This is a genomic window from Amycolatopsis sp. NPDC051372 (assembly GCF_040682095.1).
Lineage (GTDB): Bacteria > Actinomycetota > Actinomycetes > Mycobacteriales > Pseudonocardiaceae > Amycolatopsis.
Map to the genome: position 1 here is coordinate 1 of NZ_JBFBAF010000068.1, position 15,457 is coordinate 15,457.

19 protein-coding genes are annotated in these 15,457 nt (G+C 69.4%); 16 read left to right on the forward strand and 3 right to left on the reverse strand.

Translation table 11 applies throughout. From position 1 onward, the window contains the following. The 13 genes from AB0M56_RS49435 to AB0M56_RS49495 all read left to right on the forward strand — a co-directional run. On the forward strand, window positions 1-2,640 hold a 2,640-nt coding region (locus AB0M56_RS49435), incomplete at its 5' end, for a hypothetical protein (protein WP_364190309.1). Window positions 2,641-2,648: 8 nt separating this feature from the next. Next, complete coding sequence (locus tag AB0M56_RS49440) at window positions 2,649-3,389, forward strand: hypothetical protein (protein WP_364190312.1); 741 nt, start codon at window positions 2,649-2,651, stop codon at window positions 3,387-3,389. A gap of 3 nt (window positions 3,390-3,392) precedes the next feature. Then, a complete protein-coding gene (locus tag AB0M56_RS49445) occupies window positions 3,393-4,808 on the forward strand; it encodes a hypothetical protein (RefSeq protein WP_364190315.1) in 1,416 nt (471 codons plus the stop codon). Between the two features lie 12 nt (window positions 4,809-4,820). After that, window positions 4,821-5,933 carry a DUF5047 domain-containing protein gene (locus tag AB0M56_RS49450; RefSeq protein ID WP_364190317.1) on the forward strand — a complete coding sequence of 371 codons (1,113 nt, stop codon included), beginning with the start codon at window positions 4,821-4,823 and terminating at the stop codon, window positions 5,931-5,933. A gap of 12 nt (window positions 5,934-5,945) precedes the next feature. Then, window positions 5,946-6,170: a hypothetical protein gene (locus AB0M56_RS49455; RefSeq protein WP_364190320.1), complete on the forward strand. Its 225-nt coding sequence runs from the start codon at window positions 5,946-5,948 to the stop codon at window positions 6,168-6,170. A gap of 92 nt (window positions 6,171-6,262) precedes the next feature. After that, window positions 6,263-6,658 carry a hypothetical protein gene (locus AB0M56_RS49460; RefSeq protein ID WP_364190323.1) on the forward strand — a complete coding sequence of 132 codons (396 nt, stop codon included), beginning with the start codon at window positions 6,263-6,265 and terminating at the stop codon, window positions 6,656-6,658. Window positions 6,659-6,686: 28 nt separating this feature from the next. After that, window positions 6,687-7,478: a hypothetical protein gene (locus tag AB0M56_RS49465; protein ID WP_364190325.1), complete on the forward strand. Its 792-nt coding sequence runs from the start codon at window positions 6,687-6,689 to the stop codon at window positions 7,476-7,478. Between the two features lie 2 nt (window positions 7,479-7,480). Continuing rightward, window positions 7,481-8,404 carry a glycoside hydrolase family 25 protein gene (locus tag AB0M56_RS49470; RefSeq protein WP_364190328.1) on the forward strand — a complete coding sequence of 308 codons (924 nt, stop codon included), beginning with the start codon at window positions 7,481-7,483 and terminating at the stop codon, window positions 8,402-8,404. Continuing rightward, entirely contained in the window at window positions 8,401-8,676 is a 276-nt protein-coding gene (locus AB0M56_RS49475) for a hypothetical protein (protein WP_364190331.1), read from the forward strand. Before AB0M56_RS49470 ends, AB0M56_RS49475 begins: the two co-directional genes overlap by 4 nt. 3 nt (window positions 8,677-8,679) lie before the next feature. Next, on the forward strand, window positions 8,680-9,306 hold the full coding sequence (locus AB0M56_RS49480) for a hypothetical protein (protein ID WP_364190334.1): 627 nt from the start codon (window positions 8,680-8,682) through the stop codon (window positions 9,304-9,306). Between the two features lie 17 nt (window positions 9,307-9,323). Continuing rightward, on the forward strand, window positions 9,324-10,547 hold the full coding sequence (locus AB0M56_RS49485) for a LamG-like jellyroll fold domain-containing protein (protein ID WP_364190337.1): 1,224 nt from the start codon (window positions 9,324-9,326) through the stop codon (window positions 10,545-10,547). Further along, on the forward strand, window positions 10,544-10,855 hold the full coding sequence (locus tag AB0M56_RS49490; RefSeq protein ID WP_364190340.1) for a hypothetical protein: 312 nt from the start codon (window positions 10,544-10,546) through the stop codon (window positions 10,853-10,855). Before AB0M56_RS49485 ends, AB0M56_RS49490 begins: the two co-directional genes overlap by 4 nt. 16 nt (window positions 10,856-10,871) lie before the next feature. Next, window positions 10,872-11,213, forward strand: coding sequence for a hypothetical protein (locus AB0M56_RS49495; protein WP_364190343.1), 342 nt, complete (start codon window positions 10,872-10,874; stop codon window positions 11,211-11,213). 100 nt (window positions 11,214-11,313) lie between these two features. On the opposite strand, the gene AB0M56_RS49500 is transcribed toward AB0M56_RS49495, so the two are convergent. Continuing rightward, window positions 11,314-12,009, reverse strand: coding sequence for a hypothetical protein (locus AB0M56_RS49500; RefSeq protein ID WP_364190346.1), 696 nt, complete (start codon window positions 12,007-12,009; stop codon window positions 11,314-11,316). A gap of 295 nt (window positions 12,010-12,304) precedes the next feature. On the opposite strand from AB0M56_RS49500, the gene AB0M56_RS49505 reads away from it, so the two are divergent. Next, complete coding sequence (locus AB0M56_RS49505) at window positions 12,305-12,589, forward strand: hypothetical protein (RefSeq protein WP_364190348.1); 285 nt, start codon at window positions 12,305-12,307, stop codon at window positions 12,587-12,589. A 57-nt stretch (window positions 12,590-12,646) separates the two neighbouring features. On the opposite strand, the gene AB0M56_RS49510 is transcribed toward AB0M56_RS49505, so the two are convergent. Together AB0M56_RS49510 and AB0M56_RS49515 are read right to left on the reverse strand one after the other, a co-directional pair. After that, window positions 12,647-12,877 carry a hypothetical protein gene (locus AB0M56_RS49510; RefSeq protein ID WP_364190350.1) on the reverse strand — a complete coding sequence of 77 codons (231 nt, stop codon included), beginning with the start codon at window positions 12,875-12,877 and terminating at the stop codon, window positions 12,647-12,649. A 414-nt stretch (window positions 12,878-13,291) separates the two neighbouring features. After that, window positions 13,292-13,567, reverse strand: coding sequence for a hypothetical protein (locus AB0M56_RS49515; RefSeq protein WP_364190353.1), 276 nt, complete (start codon window positions 13,565-13,567; stop codon window positions 13,292-13,294). 199 nt (window positions 13,568-13,766) lie between these two features. Between AB0M56_RS49515 and AB0M56_RS49520 the strand changes: the two genes are divergently transcribed. Together AB0M56_RS49520 and AB0M56_RS49525 are read left to right on the forward strand one after the other, a co-directional pair. Beyond that, window positions 13,767-14,828, forward strand: a complete 1,062-nt coding sequence (locus tag AB0M56_RS49520; RefSeq protein ID WP_364190356.1) for a helix-turn-helix transcriptional regulator — start codon at window positions 13,767-13,769, stop codon at window positions 14,826-14,828. 12 nt (window positions 14,829-14,840) lie between these two features. Next, window positions 14,841-15,401 carry an HD domain-containing protein gene (locus AB0M56_RS49525; protein WP_364190358.1) on the forward strand — a complete coding sequence of 187 codons (561 nt, stop codon included), beginning with the start codon at window positions 14,841-14,843 and terminating at the stop codon, window positions 15,399-15,401. Window positions 15,402-15,457: the final 56 nt, after the last annotated feature.

The following is a 15,457-nucleotide window of genomic DNA, read 5'->3' on the forward strand; positions in this document are numbered from 1 at the left end:
GCGTCAGACACCACCACCACACACCGAGGTCTTCGTCATGATCAACCCGACGCGCCGCTCACACGTCAACAACGTCCATGGTCACTACAGCTAGCAGACGGCGCGAAGGACGTCGTCAACGACGGGATCAACATCGCGATCACGGCTGTCGAGGGGTTCACGGGCACGCTGCGCGAAGCCGTGGACGTCGCCGAGCCGCTCGCGCGCGGTGTCGGTCGCATCGCGTCGAGCGTGGCGCAAGCCGACGGTCCGCTCGGTGCATTCCGCGAGGGGCTCGAGCTTGGCTATGACGCGGCGAAACTCGCGCTGAACGTCGTCGAGCCGCTTGCCGATGCTGTCGAGTTCCTCGCGGGCGTGTTCTCCGACTTGCCCGGCCCGGTCCAGACCGCTGCGGTCGCGTTTCTGGCGCTCAAGGTCGGCCCGAGCATCCTGTCGGGGCTCCGCAGTGCGCTGAGCGGCGTCGGCAAGGACGCCGAGGACGCGGGGGCCAAGACCGGCATCTTTGGCCGCGCGGTGTCGACGATCACCGCGCCCGTGCGGGCGGTCGTTTCAGGGCTCTCCGGGGCGGTCGGCACGGTCCGCCAGTTCTCTGACGAGATCGGCGTCCAGCGGGGCATCGCCGAGCAGGCTGGCGAATCCGTCGGCCGCCTCGCTGGCGCAACCGCGGCGTTCAACACCTCGGCCATCCCGGCGGTCGCGGCCGCGCGGAACTTCCGGGATCAGACTGTCGCGATCCGGGACGCCGCGGCCGGGACCGGCGCGCCGATCAGCGCGATGGGCGCGGCGATCGGCACGGTCGTCGAGCGCTCGTCGGGCCTGTCGACGATCCGCGATTCCTTCGTCACGGCCTCGTCGGGTGCCGACCGGTTCCGCACGGCTGTGGGCCTAGCGGCGGCCGCAGGAACCGGCATCAAGACCGCCGCCAGCGGGCTCGTGTCGGCGCTGGGAGGGCCGTGGGGGATCGCGCTGGCCGGCGCCGGTGTGGCGCTGTCGCTTCTCGCCGGGCATCAGCAGGACGCCGCGCAGAAGGCCGCCGAGCACAAGTCCGCGGTCGACGAACTGTCGCAGTCCCTCGACAAGCAGAGCGGCGCGGCTACCACGGCGACGCGCGAACTCGTCTCCAAGAACCTGCAGGACGCCAAGGCGTTCGACCAGGCCAACAAGCTCGGCGTCTCCGTCGACAGCGTCACCGACGCCGTGCTGAACCAGGGGAACTCCTACGACCAGCTGAAAGGCAAGCTGCAGGGGATCATCAAGGCCCACACCGAACTCGAGCAGACGAACTCCGGTTCGAACCAGGTCATGGACATCACCGCGCAGACTGCGGACCTCCTGTTGCACACCCTCGACGACCAGAGCGCGAAAGCGCGCGAGGCGGCGCAGAAGAACCGCGAGCTCGCGACGTCGATGCGGATTACTGAGCCGGCGGCGGCCAGCCTCACGGACGCCGTCGACACGCTCGCCAGCAGCACCGCATCAGCCGACGACAAGGCCCGCGCGCTGAAGCAGGCGTTCGACACCTTGTCCGGTGGCACGATCGGCGTCGCGAACGCGCAGGCTGCTGTGGACGACACCATCGCTCGGCTGAACGCAACGATCTCGCAGGGCATCGACAAGACCCAGGGCTACGGTGCCGCGCTGCTCGACTCGTCGGGGAAGCTGCTCACCACGAGCGCCAACGGGCGCACGCTGCAGTCCACACTGAACGACCTGTCAAGCCAGGCCGCGACGCTCGCGACGTCGACGTTCGAAGCATCGCGTGAAGCCGGCGACGACCTGACCACCTCGTTCGGGAAGGTCGCCGATTCGGCGTACACGACCCGTCAGGCGTTTATCGACGCGGCAGTCCAGTTCGGACTGACGAAGGAACAGGCCGGCGCGCTGGCCACTCAGTACGGCCTGGTGCCGTCGCTGGTCGCTACTCAGGTGACGCAGCCGGGGATGCCGGCGGCGCAGGCCGCGGCGGACATCCTGCGCGGCAAGGTGATCTCGGTTCCGGACTCGAAGACCGTCATCACCCAGGCGTTGACGCAGGACGCGATCACGAAGCTGGAGGCGCTGGGCTTCAAGGTCGAGCACCTTCCGGACGGGACCATCCGGGTCACCACTAGTGGTGGGCCGGCGGCCGAGGCGTACATCAACGACGTCGCCCGGAATCGCACGTCGGTGGTCACCATCAAGTACAACTCGCAGGGCGTGCCGGTCGGCGCCGGCGGCAAGACGAACATCCCGGGTCTGGCCGCCGGCGGCATTATGAAGGCGTTCGCCGGCGGTGGGATTGAGCCGCGTCCGATGCGCGGTGGACTCGCATCCATCGTTCCGCCGAACACCTGGCGGATCATCGGCGACCGCGTCCGCGACGACGAGGCGTACATCCCGATCAACCGCTCGAACCGTTCTCTCGCCCTCCTCGAGGAGACCGCTCGGCGGATGGGATTCGACCTGCTGCGGCGGTACGCGACCGGCGGTATTGCCCAGAGCGGGCAGGTGCCGCTTTCGGTGACGTCGTCGTTCGGTGGGCCCTTCCAGATCACAGGATCACTCGACATCGGCGGGGCACTGGTGCCGCTCGTCGATGCGCGGATCCAGTTAGCAGACCACGATTCCGGTGCCGCGTTCAGCCGCGGCCGCAGACCATAGGAGGACCGGTGGCTTTCGAGCAGCGCGCCACACGCGACTACTTCTCGACGGCGCTCCTGAGCGCCGCGACGTCGTCGAGCACCACGATGCAGAGTGTCGACTTCGTCGGCCTCGACACCGATTACGGCACCAACGGTAAGTACCTTCCGCTGGTGCTGCACGACGACACCCTCGGCGTCTACGAGGTTGTGTGGGTCACGGCCCACGCGTCCAGCTCGAACACGGTCACGGTGGTGCGCGGCAAGGAAGGCACGACCGCGCTGGCTTGGGGGGCGGGCACTCGTGTCGAGGCGGCGCCGACCTCTTACGACGTCTTGCTGGCACGGGCGGCAGGCACCCTGCCGTCGGATGCGGCCATCGGTACCCGCGTGAACCGCGGCGACAAGAAGGACTCCGTCGTCCGCGTGAATAACGCGTGGGCACCGGAGGCCGGCGTCGCGTTCGCCAGTGACGTCGGGCCCGGCATGACCGGTGTGGCCGTGCCGGATGGCGCGGTGCTGTTGATGCGCTGCCAGTACGTGCCCGCGTTCAACACGGGTGCTACCGGTGTCGCGACGATCAACTTCAAGACGCCGTTCCCGAATGCGTGCCTGATGGCGTGGCCAGTCTCGGTCGACTACAGCCACGTCGGCCCTTACGTCATCCAGTCCGTCACGGCGGCGTCGGTGACGCTGTGCGTGTTCAACGGCTCGAACGTGCGGGCACAGCAGAACGGCGTCAGCATGCTGCTCGCTGCGATCGGGTACTAGCCGATGCCCTGGGCTGAGGGAGCATGGGCGCGTACCGCGTTCGCCGCCCGGGGCAGCGGCGCGGCGGCGCCACCCGGTCAGCAGACGCTGCCGCCGCCCATTCCCGGCGGCACGCCGCACTGGATCTACACGCCCGGCCGCACGCTCGCGTTCGGGATTCGCGGGTGGGCCGGCCGGATGTCGCCGACTGCCTACCCGGGCGGCGGCATCAGCATCCGGCCCGTGCCGGAGCGCGGCGTCATGGAGGTCACCGCCTGGTGGCCCGACGCCGACTTCCTGAGCCTCGTGCGGCTGCGCCGCGACGGCACGCTGGAACCGGTGCGCGGCGGAAGCCCGGTCCCGGTGCCCGGCGACACACGGCGCAACGCCTGCCAGAACCCGTCGTTCGAGGCGGGCCTCAACGGCACGCTGCCAGACCTCGGCACACCGACGCTCACGCAGGTGTCCGACGGCACGGCCACCGAGGGCAGCTCATACCTCAAGGCGACCATCGCGGCCGCCGGCTCGTGCGGCGTCGTCCTGCCGACGGACGTTTCTTCCGGCATCGACCTCACCGTGGCGTTCGACCTGAAGCTGTCGTCGGCCGCGTCGGCGTTCGCGGTGCAGGCGCAGTGGGTCGACTCGTCCGGCAACACGCTCACGACGTCGGCCACCGGGTTGACCGGCAACGACATCAACCGCTCGATCGGGCAGTTCGCGCGGCAGATCGTGCACCTGAGCACGCCGCCGGCAGGCGTGTCCGCGACGGTCAAGGTCGTCGCGTCCGGCCTCCCGGCGGGTGGCTCGGTGAGCCTCGACGGCGTCACCATCGAGCGCGGGTCGAGCGACGGCTCGTACTTCGACGGCGCGACCTACGGCGCGACGTGGCTCGGCGTCACGGACCTGTCGGCGTCGGCGCTGGCGCCGCTGTGCGTCATCGACGACGGCGAGTGCCCCGTCGACGAGCTCGTGCGGTACGTGCTGGTGAACCCGTCCCGCAAGGGCGGATCGATGACGTCGGACGCCGCGACGCTGCCGTCGCTGGACCGAGTGTGGCTCACCCACCCCAAACGTCCGGACCAGCCCATGCAGATCTTCTGCGCGAAGCGTCCCCTGAGAGGGAAGAAGGCCGGCCAGGGCGTGTTTCAGGCGATCGACGATCCGCTCGCGATCACCGTGTCGCAGCGGCGCCGGTCCGGATGGGTGTCCACCGAGGAAATTCAGCTGTGGACGTTCGACGAGCAGTCGACCGCGGACCTGTGGGAGATGCTCGACGACAACCAGCCGCTGTTCCTCCGTGCGCCCGCGGATCACAACTACGGGCCCGGGATCTGGCTCTCGCTTTCGGATGCGAACGAGGATCCCGACGGCGCGGCGGACTGGCAGAAGTGGCTGAAGATCAGCTCCCCGTGGGTGCAGGTCGCTGCGCCCGCGGTGTGAAAGGCGGTCGCGGTGTGGGATCTGAGTGATCGGGCCAGGGACGTCCTCGGTGCGAGCCACACCATGGACGTGAAGGCCGTCGTGCAGAGCCCGTTCTTCGGCACCCGTACGGTTCCGGTCCTCGACGGGCAGGTCGACGTCGACTCCGGAAGCCAGGTTCGGCGCACGGCGACACTCGTCACCGACCCGACTCTGTGGCCCACGGACCCGAGGGACCTGCTCACCCCGTTCGGATCGACGTGCGCACTGTGGCGCGGCATCGTGATCCCCGAACTTCCCGAGCCGGAGTGGGTGCCGCTCGGTGTGTTCGCACTCGACAAGACCAAGCGCAGCCGCTCGGCCGACAGCAAGAGCTCGGTGAACCTCAGCCTCGTCGACCCGTCACAGCGGGTCGCTGAGGACCGGTTCGACGCCCCGACGCAGACCCTCGCTGGCGCCACGAACGTCGCCGAGATCACGCGCCTAATCCGCGAATCCCTCGGCCTCGACTACCCGGTGATCGACCTGACCGGCGACACGACGGTGGCCCCGGTGATGGACATCGAGAAGGAGCGGTGGTCCGACGGCGTCGAGAAACTCGCCGACGCCATCGGCGCCGAGTGCTTCTTCGACCAGATCGGGCAGGCGATCATCCGGCCGCAGCCGACGCTCGCCGACGCACCAGTGTGGTACGCCCGGACCGGACGCGCCGGGAACGTCCTCACGACCGACGAGGAATGGAACCGCGACGACGTCTGGAACCGCTGGGTCATCACCGGCCAGCGCTCCGACGGCACCGACCCCGTGCGCGCGGTCGTCGAGGACGACGACCCGAATAGCCCGACCTACATCAACGGCCCGTTCGGGAAGAAGACCCGCTACTACAGCTCGCCGCTAATCGACTCCTCCGGGCAGGCAACCGCCACAGGGCGGACGTTCCTGTCCAGGAGCCAGGGCCGATCATGCAAAGTGGACTTCAGCCTGATCGTCAATCCCGCGCTCGACGCCGGCGACGTCACCGAGTTCGACGACGACGACTTGGGTCGCGCGAACCACATCCTCGACAAGGTCACGATCCCACTCACCGCCAGCGGGTCACTGACCTGCTCGACGCGGTCCGACATCGTGCTGCCCGCCGAATCGTGAGGGGGACGCCTGATGGGCATGGTCGACGTCCTGTGGCAGCGGCTCGAGGAGTTGTTCGCCGCACAGAAGAAGCAAGGCAAGGTGACCGCGATCGTCGGCACGAAGGTCGACGTGGACGTGGACGGCAGCGTGATGACCCTTCCGCGGTACGCGCACTACACGCCGACGGTCGGCGACGTCGTCGACATCGACGCCAGCCGGCGCGGTGCCTGGATCGTGCTCGGCACACCTGCGTGAACCAGCCGGCGGGCTCCGGCCCGGGCGCTGTGTCTCCGGTTCGCCCGCGCGGTGGCGACAGATCGAGGTGATGCCGAGTACGAGGGGGTCACGTGCTGCTCGCTGCCAACGAGGTCGATCCGACTGCGGGACCGCCCTGGCTGGCGATCCTCCTCGGGGTCCTCACCCTGATCGGTGTCCTGATCACCGCGTACTCGCCGATCCTGCTGGAGCGAATCAAGCTCCGGCGCGGAAAAGCACCCGCGAAGCCCGACGAGCCCGCCGCGCTGCCGGCGGCGCCGGTGGTGCAGCGCACGGATCAAGCGCTCGATCTGGTCAGTGATGCGATGGCGGATGCCCGGCGCGAGCGAGACGAAGCGCAGGACGACAACCGCCGTCTGCTCAAGGCCAACACGAAACTCGTGCAGGAAAACGCGGCCCTGAAAGGGCTGGTGTACCGGCTGGATCCGACGTGGGACGGGGAAATCCGTGGACGATCACCGAACTGAGGACGCTCTCGGACAGGTTCGGGACGGCGTGCACGAGCTCGCCGACGCGGCTCCCAGGGAGGCGCGTCGTGCTGCGCGCGCCGAGGTGAAGACCGAGCTGCGGAAGTTCTGGCCCCGCATCATCGTGGCCGTCTCCGTGATCGTTGTGCTGATCGTCCTCCTCGGTGGCTGGTCGGTCGCGAATCTGTACGTGCGGCAGGCCGTAAGCGAATCCGCGATCACCTCGTTGCGGCAGCAGGCCGATACCGCGAAGGCCGCCGGAGAGAAGGCGAACACCGAGCTGCAGGCACGCGGCCAGCCGACCGTGCCGATCCCGAACCCGGGCAGCGCACCCGATTCCGACGTGATCGTGCAGTCCGCGGCCGCGCGGGTCCTCGCGTCACTGTCGGGCCGGTACGTCACCTTCTCCGACCTCGGCGGCGGCATCGCGCAGTACTTCGCGGCGAACCCGATCACCCCGGCCGGGCCGACGCCGATGCAGATCTTCGGCTCGCTCGCCGCCTACTTCGCGACGAACCCTCCGCCGGCCGGACCGCAGGGCCTGCAGGGCGAGGCCGGCCAGCCGGGCGCGCAGGGGGAGAAGGGCGACAAGGGAGACAAGGGCGACCCACCGACCGTCGAGGAGATCCAAGCCGCGTTCGTCGCCTACCTGCACGACCACCCCGACGCCCTCTGCCCCAACGGCGGCAGCTTCGCGCAGATCCGCGTCCAGCTCGCAGACGGAGGCGCGGCCGACACCTGGCAGTGCGTCGTCGCCACCTATCCGGCCACCAACAGCCCACCGCCCGACACACCCACCCCGACCCCGACCGGAGGTTGAGCATGGCGCTCGGCATCGACATCTACCGCAAGTTCCAGACCGTCACGAACTGGCCCGCCGTCAAGCAAGACGGCGTCACCTTCGTGTACGTGAAGCTGTCCGACGGCGGCGGCATGCCTGCCGGCGGCCGTGGCGACGCCGAGGTGCGCGGCGCGAAGTCCGTCGGCATCCCCGTCGGGGGCTACCACTTCGTCCAGGCCAGTCCCGCTCCTGAGGCGCAGGCCGACATCCTGCTCGGCGAGGTGCGGCGGCTCGGCGCAGACGGCTGCGCCCCGATGCTCGACCTCGAGGACAACCCGGCGGGCTCGAAGCTGCCGAACATCCCCGACAGCCAGAAGCGTGCGTTCGCGGTGCGGTTCCTCAACCGCGTCGCCGCGGCAGGCTTCCGGCCGGGCGTGTACCTGAACAACGCGCTCGCGAAAAAGCTTCGCCCGGACACCTGGGGTGTTCCCGGCCTGGTGATCTGGATCGCCCGCTACGGCGCCAAGCCCGACGCGGCGGCCGGCCGTTACGACATCCACCAGTACAGCTCCAGCGGTTCCATCCCGGGCATCAGCGCGGGCGGGGTCGACCTGGACGAGAGCTACACCAGCAACCACCTCACTGCGACCGTGGAGGACGACATGCCCAGCTTGGACGAGATCTACACGAAGGTCTGGTACAACGCGCTCTGGACGATCAAGGACGCCAGCGGAAAGGTGACCGGCACCCCCAACGCCAGCAACGTCCTGGCTATGCTCCACGATCAGCTCACCGCGCTCACCGCCCAGGTGTCCGGCCTGACTGCCGCCGTCGCGGCGCTGTCCAAGGACAACACGCTCACCCCGGACGCTGTCGCGAAGATTGTCACCGATGCCGTGGCCGAGCACATCAACATCACCGGCACCGTCGAGATCACCGGCGCGAACGCCGAGGCTGCGCAGTGACCACCCCTGCGCCGGCCAAGACCGGTACCACCGAACCCGTCGCCATCGCCGAGGGCGTGCGCGCCGTGCTCGTCGCGATCGTCGCCACCGGGTGGGTCGTCATCCCCGACGCCACGGTCAACATCGCCGTCTCGACCGTTGGGTTCGCGATCTCGGTCGCGTCCACGATCCTCGCGCGCCGCAAGGTGATCCCGCTCGCGAAGCTCGGCCCCGACGGCGTCCCCGTCATCACCGTCGTGCCGCCCGCGCCCGACGCGCCGAAGGAGAGCTGACCCGTGGCTACCCCGTACCGGCAGTTCCTGAAGAAGGTGCTCAACAAGGAGATCGACCTCGACAGCGACACGCTGCGAGCGACCCTCCACACCTCGAGCTACACGCCTGACCTCACCGCGCACGACTACGTCGACGACCTGACCAACGAGCTCGCCACCGGCGGCGGCTACACGGCCGGCGGTGTCGCGCTCACCGGTGTCGCCGTGACCGTCACCGCGGCGAACTCCTGGGCCACTGTCGCCGCCGTGTCGACGTCCTACACCGTCGGCAAGGTGGTGCGTCCCTCCGTCGGGAACGGGTTCGTGTACCGCGCGGTCACCGCCGGCACCTCCGGGGCGAGCGCACCGACCTGGCCCACCGTCGTCGGGCAGACCGTCACCGACGGCACCGTCACGTGGGAGTGCTTCGGCGCCGCCGTGCTCGCGATCGACTGGGACGACCCCACCTGGCCGGCCCCGTTCACCGCGGGCCCGTTCCGGTACCTCGTCGTGCACGACCACACGCCGGCCACGGACGCGACCCGCCCGCTGGTGTCGCTCACCGACTTCGGGTCCAACCAGACAGGCGGGTCCGGCCCGTTCTCCTCGGCGCTCGACTCGCAGGGCGCCTTCCTCATCGGCCTGCCATAGCTGGGAAGGCGGGGTAGATGTCGTTCCGATTCGGCGCCGACGGCACCGGCGACTCACGGGTCAGCCGGTCCGGCGGCGCGCCCGACCCGCAAGCCGCGGGCGGCTGGACGCTCTGCGGCTGGTGGTATCTCTCGGCCGACCGGAACGACTTCTCCACGATGTTCCGCAGCCACGCGGCATCGGGCAGCACGACGCGGCTGACGTTGGCCACGAAGACCGACGGCACCACGCCCGCGGTGTTCACCCCCGGGAACACGGCCGGCGTGGCCGGCGTCGACCCGTTCACCGTCGGCAGCTGGCTCTTCATCGCGGTCGTCCAGTCCGGCACCACCGCGACGATCTACACGTGCACGCCTGGCGGCACGATGCACAGCGCGAGCGGCACCTCGTCCGGCGGGTCCGCCCCGGACGGCTACAGCATCGGCGGCCGCTCGTCGTCGGACGCATCCGAGTGGTTCAACGGCCGAGGCCGCTGCGTCCGGCAGTGGGCCACCACGCTCACGCCGACCGAGCTCGCCGCCGAGCGCGACTCTCTCGCGGCAGCGGTGAAGGCTGGCAGCTACGTCGACCACCCGCTCGCCACCGGCGCCGACCTGTCCGACATCTCCGGCAACAGCCGCACTCTCACCGCGGGCACGGCCGCCGGCACCACCGAAGCCGACCCGCCGATCGGCACCTCGGTCGCCGACACAAGCGCCAGCCTGCGGACCTATGGCCAGCCGGAGACGCCGCGCGTGGGCATCGCACGGCAGGACGCCGCCGGTGTCTCGCGCGCCACCGCACTGCCGGAAACGGCCGCGATCGGCATAGCCCAGCCCGATCCGGTCGGCTACGCGCGCGTCGCCGCGCTGCCGGAATCGGTGTCCACTGGGCAAGCGACAACGGACGTCGCGGCGGCCCTGCGCGTCGCTGCACTGCCTGAGCGGCCAACCGGAAACCTCGTCCTCCTCGACGTTATCGGCCACCTGCGGGTGTCCGCGCTGCCTGAGATCTTGAGCGTGGGTATCTCGCCACCGGATCGGGCGGGCGCGCTCCAGGTCGCGCCGCTCCCGGAAGTCCTCGCGCAGGCCGGCCTCGTGGCCGACGTTGTCGGCGTGCTCCGAGTGGCGTGCCTGCCGGACACCGCCACCGGCACAGCGCCCGCCGTGCCGCGCGACATCACGGTCACCGCGACCGTGTTGCCCAGCCGCTACCGCGCGGCGCTGCTCCCGTCCCGCTGGACCGCCCAGGAGGCGCGATGAAAGAGCAGTCCGCCCTCTCGACCGAATACGTCGAGGTCCTGATCAACGCCACCACCCCCGACGGCACCTCGGTCGACGTCGACAGCCTGCTCGTCGAGCTCGCGATCGTCCCCGTTGCGCAGGGCGATCCCCTCGAGGGCGACTGGGCGGCGGCCGCGCACCTGCGGTCCGGCGTCGTCGGGCTGCTCGTCGGCCCATTCGGCGGCAACGCCCGCGTGCTCGAGCGCGGCGACTACGAGGTGTGGCACCGCACCCCCGACAACCCGGAGCGCCCCGTCGCGGCCACCGGGAAACTCCGCATCACCTGACCAGGAGGACCACCTCGTGACAGCACTCGGCGACTTCGCGATCGCGGAACTCGCGTACCAGGGCATCACCGGCACCGACGCCACCAACATCACCACGATCGTAGGCACCTTCGCCGACTACACCGACCCCGACGAGCGCGCAGAAATCCTGCTCAAGGTGCAGACGCTGCTGCAGTTCAAGCCGCTGAGCCCGCTCACCAGCGAGCCGGACCAGTGGATCGACCGCTCGTCCATCTCCGGCGAGCGCGAGCTCTGGCAGTCCAAGCGCGACCCCGACGCCTGGTCCCACGACGGAGGGGCCACGTACTACATGCAGTCCCAGACCGGATCGACTTACGAGTCGACCACCGCGCCGTAGCCCACAAGGATTTAGCGTGCTCGGCGCTTGTGCCGAGCCGCGAAAAAGCCCCCGCGCTCCCGCCTTCGTGGCGGTCGAGCGCGGGGGCTTTTTCGTGTCGTCAGGCTGAGGCGATTGCAGCAGGCTGATTCCGGGCTTCCCGAACTGCGCGCACCAGAAGGTAGATCGTCATTCCGAGCACGATGATGTACACGAGGGAAGCGAGCACGGCGCCGATGAGGCCGAAGTTCGGCAGGACGAACGCTCCGAGCAAGACACCCGCGAAGAGAATGAGCAGCATCAGCACGCCGGCCTCAGCGGTCGTGAGGAAGGGACGATGCTGCGCCTCCACCGCCGAGACCGAATCGATCACCTGGGCCACGACGGTCTCTTCGTCATCGGGCGTGCCGTTCGAGCGCAGGAGCGTTATCGCGTGCTCAGGCTGTGGCGTCTGCAGCTGCTGCGTCGGGGTGGCCGAAGTCGGAATGCGGCGCACGACCACCGAACCGATCAGCGCGATCACGCCGACGCCCAACAGGGGGAAACCGACCCCGCGGTGCGTAGAGAGCGCGCTGTCACAGGCGGCCACGTAACCGTCGGAGTCGGACACGTGGACGAGACCGTACTGGCCGTGGTCGAGCGCTATTGCGTTTGCGAGCGCGTCGACCTGGGTATCGTGCGCGGCCTGCGACGTGTCTGTCTTGAAGCCGGTACCGCACGCGACCGTCCCGCCCGCCTCGGTAGTGGCATTCACGTTAATGCTGAGCAGGATCAGCCCGACGACAGCGACGACCGCAGCAACGATGCCGGTAAACATTCTCGGTGACAAAGCGTTCTCCCCGGTGTGTCGCTGAATGTGCTCTCTGTACTCGCGTTGATCAAGAAGCCCGTTACAGCACACAGCGTGCGGCGCGGGCCCGGCGCTGTTGCCTGGGGAGGCCGCCGGGCCCGCTGGATCACCACGGTGCCAGATGGCGCGCGCCGTCGGCGCGAAACGCCGAGGGGTCACGCTTGCGTGTTTCGAACACGTGTTCTAGCGTGGCTTGGGTCCGGCGGGTGGAAGGGGAAGTTCCAACCCGTCGGACACCACGTCCCCCCGCGGAGGAGCTGCCGTGTCCGATCGCCCCTACGCCGGCCCCATCCGCGCCGTCCACAAGGAAACCGGCGAGGTGCGAGGTTGGTTGATGCGAGACCGCGGGGAGGCGTGGCTCGCGGCGCACGACGACCTCGACGCGTGGGACATCATGGCCGACAGCGGAAACGGGGCGTGGAAGCTCGGCCCCAAGCTGCTCCCGGGTCCGGACGGCCGCGTGGCCGGTCACATCGAGCACGAGACCGACGACCAGCGCAAGTTGCGGCTGACCCGTCGGGAGGGCTGGCTAACCGAGCTTGACTGATGGCACGAAAAGGCCCCCGCGACCTGCAGAACGCAGGCAGCGGGGGCTGCAGCTGTGCTACTTGATGAAGCCCTTCGCGCGCAGCACGCCGCTGATGAAATCGGCGCCGATCTCCTGGCACTCGTCGGCGTGGCCGCGGACGCGCGTCAGGCGCGGGTCAGGTGTTTCCACGACGCGGTCGTTCTCGGCGGCCGGGTGGTGCCATTCGCCGCCGCACCCGTTGGGGCACGGCATTTCGATCGTGCGCAGCTCGGTGAGGTCAGCGCACGGTTGCTGCCATGTGAGCAAGCCAGTCCCGGAGCACAGACCGCACGTATCCATAGACCTCTCCGATCCCTCCGCACGTCGGACACGCCTTCCGGTCCTTGCCGAGACCGGAGCCGTGGCAGTCGGGGCATGTGCTGGGCATGTTAGCTCACTCTCCGTGTTCCGTTGCTTCTTCGAGGTTGGGGCTTGGCCGGGTGCCTCACGGGGATGCGGCGTCCCGGCCAAGCCCGTTCCCTGACCGCTGCCGAGGGGATGCAGAGATGACAGTGGCCAGAGTTGGGACCCGGCCGCCGCGCCGGGTCGGGATGCAGAACGCGGCAGCCGGGAGATCAGGAGGTGTATTTGGGCGGATCGGCGATTACTCGTCGTCGATCACGGCGCCCGTGTCCGGATCGGTGTCGACCTCGTCGCCGTCATCGCGGATCCACCAGCCCATCAGGGACGCCCCCGGTACCAGCAGCCCACGCACCAGTCGGCGTTGGCGAAGCCGGACAGTTCGATGTCGATGCGCGCGTGCCGCTCGGGGTAGATCGGGTCGTACTGGCACCACGGGACCAGCAGGTCCACCGTGTTATCGGCGAGCTCGCGCTTCGCGTACAGGTGCGAGGTGCGCCGGTTCGCGTCCATTGGGTCGGCGTGCACCCGCAACGCGAAGTCCGCCGCTCGGAGGGCCGGTGTCGGCGCTGGTCTTTCGATGATCCGCACTGCCATGACCGGTCACTCCTGTCGTGTTCTGGCTGCTCAGAGCCATCCCGAAACCCCGTGGAGTGACGCTACGATCACAGGTGAGTAGGTAGAACGGACCGTGAGTACGGGTACGGTTCGGCCGGAATCGTCCAGACCTGGAGCGACCGTGAGCGGAGCACCGACAACGCTGACTGGCAGTCAGGGTTCCCGTTCAACGGGCATCGTGACCGGCTACGTCCTCAAGCTCGCACGCCAGTCCGCGGGGCTGACGCAAGAGCGGCTCGCCGAACGTCTCGCGGTGGACGGGAGCACCGTCCAAGGGTGGGAGTCCGGGCGGCGGCCACTGTCCGCGATGCCAGCGGGGGACTTCGTCCGGTTGTCCGCGCGGCTACCCCGACTGGGCGCGCACCCGTCCACTGGCCGGCACCTGCGCGCCGCCGTCGAGGCCGATCTCGTTCTGTCGACCGGCATCGCCGCCGGCGACGCGTGGGTTGACCCCGACGTGCATCCGCTGGCCGCGAGCGTGCACCGCAAGACGCTCACGAACCTGATCACGTGGCCCTTCACCGGGCACCTGCCGCAGGAGCTGGCTGTGTTCACGGCGAAGGTGCCACGCCGCGGACCGGTCGCGCCCGGGCCCACGATGGGCGCCGCCGAGCGGACCCGGTTCTTCGACCACCTGATGACCGTCGCCGAACGCGGCGTGCACACCGACGCGGCGCTACTGCGTCGACAAGCGGTGTATCTGCTCGGCTTCGACCAGCGCGGCCAGGTGGCCGAGTGGCTGCGCGGTGAATGGGCAAGCGCCGGCCGTCGCCCGATCGCCGAGGGCGACGTGACCAGCCTGCTCGAGGCCCGCTCGGCGTCCGTCGCGCTCGCCTCAACCGGCGACAGCTCCCACCTGCACGACTTCGTCACGCGCACCACCGGTTCGCGCGCCGAGCTCGCGAACCTCAACTACTGGGCGCACTGGATCGGCGAGCTCCACGACGACCAGACCGACGACGCCTTCATGGCCGCGGACGACACCAGGGCCTGGGCCGGCGTGCGGCTGTTCCACCACCTGGTGAGTCGCCTTGACCCGACCTCGCCTCACCTGCCGCTCAACCTGCACACCGTGCACACGCTCGTGGCCAGCCGCCCCGCTCTACTGACCGAACGCTCCGCCGCCCGCGACGCACTGTCGGAGGCGCTAGAGGTGCTCACGTCCGCCGACGTGCTCACGCGCGACGGACGCGACCAGGTCGCCGGCCTTCACTACGCTCTGCGTCTCGCCGACCGATAGGGAGAACACCTCATGCCAGACGAGCCCACCGCACTCGCCGCGTTCGGCTACGAGCTCGGGTTGCTCAAGCGCATCCGCCGCACGGGGTGGTGGCACGTCGGCGTCCGCGACCCCGAGTCGGTCGCGGAACACAGCATGCGCGCGGCACAGATCGCGGCGCTGCTCGCGGCGGAAGAGGGCGCGAACCCGGAGCGGGCCGCGTTCCTCGCGCTCTGGCACGACACGCAGGAGACCCGCACCGGAGACATCCCGCACACCGCGGCCAAATACCTGAGCAAGCCCGACCCTCGCGAGATCACCGCCGACCAGACAGCCTCCCTGCCGGACGCCTCCCGCACCATGGTCCGGACCGCGGTGGACGAGTACGAGACCCGGCAGACCCTCGAGGCGAAGTGCGCCAAGGACGCCGACAAGCTCGAAATGCTTCTCCAAGCCGTCGAGTACCGCGACATCGGCGTCGAGCGCGTCGCCGGCTGGATCGACTCCGCCCGCAAGGGCCTCGCGACCGAGACCGCCCGCCGTATCGCCGAGGCCGCAGCCACACTGTCCCCGCTGGCGTGGCGCGACCGCTGACCGCGCTGACACGGTGAAGCCCCGGTCACCACAACGGTGACCGGGGCTTCACCGTG

Coding starts and splice junctions, on each gene's coding strand:
- AB0M56_RS49445 (WP_364190315.1), top strand. CDS start 3,393: ATGCCCTGGGCTGAGGGAGCATGGGCGCGTACCGCGTTCGCCGCCCGG.
- AB0M56_RS49455 (WP_364190320.1), top strand. CDS start 5,946: ATGGGCATGGTCGACGTCCTGTGGCAGCGGCTCGAGGAGTTGTTCGCC.
- AB0M56_RS49470 (WP_364190328.1), top strand. CDS start 7,481: ATGGCGCTCGGCATCGACATCTACCGCAAGTTCCAGACCGTCACGAAC.
- AB0M56_RS49485 (WP_364190337.1), top strand. CDS start 9,324: ATGTCGTTCCGATTCGGCGCCGACGGCACCGGCGACTCACGGGTCAGC.
- AB0M56_RS49490 (WP_364190340.1), top strand. CDS start 10,544: ATGAAAGAGCAGTCCGCCCTCTCGACCGAATACGTCGAGGTCCTGATC.
- AB0M56_RS49500 (WP_364190346.1), bottom strand. CDS start 12,009: ATGTTTACCGGCATCGTTGCTGCGGTCGTCGCTGTCGTCGGGCTGATC.
- AB0M56_RS49515 (WP_364190353.1), bottom strand. CDS start 13,567: ATGGCAGTGCGGATCATCGAAAGACCAGCGCCGACACCGGCCCTCCGA.
- AB0M56_RS49525 (WP_364190358.1), top strand. CDS start 14,841: ATGCCAGACGAGCCCACCGCACTCGCCGCGTTCGGCTACGAGCTCGGG.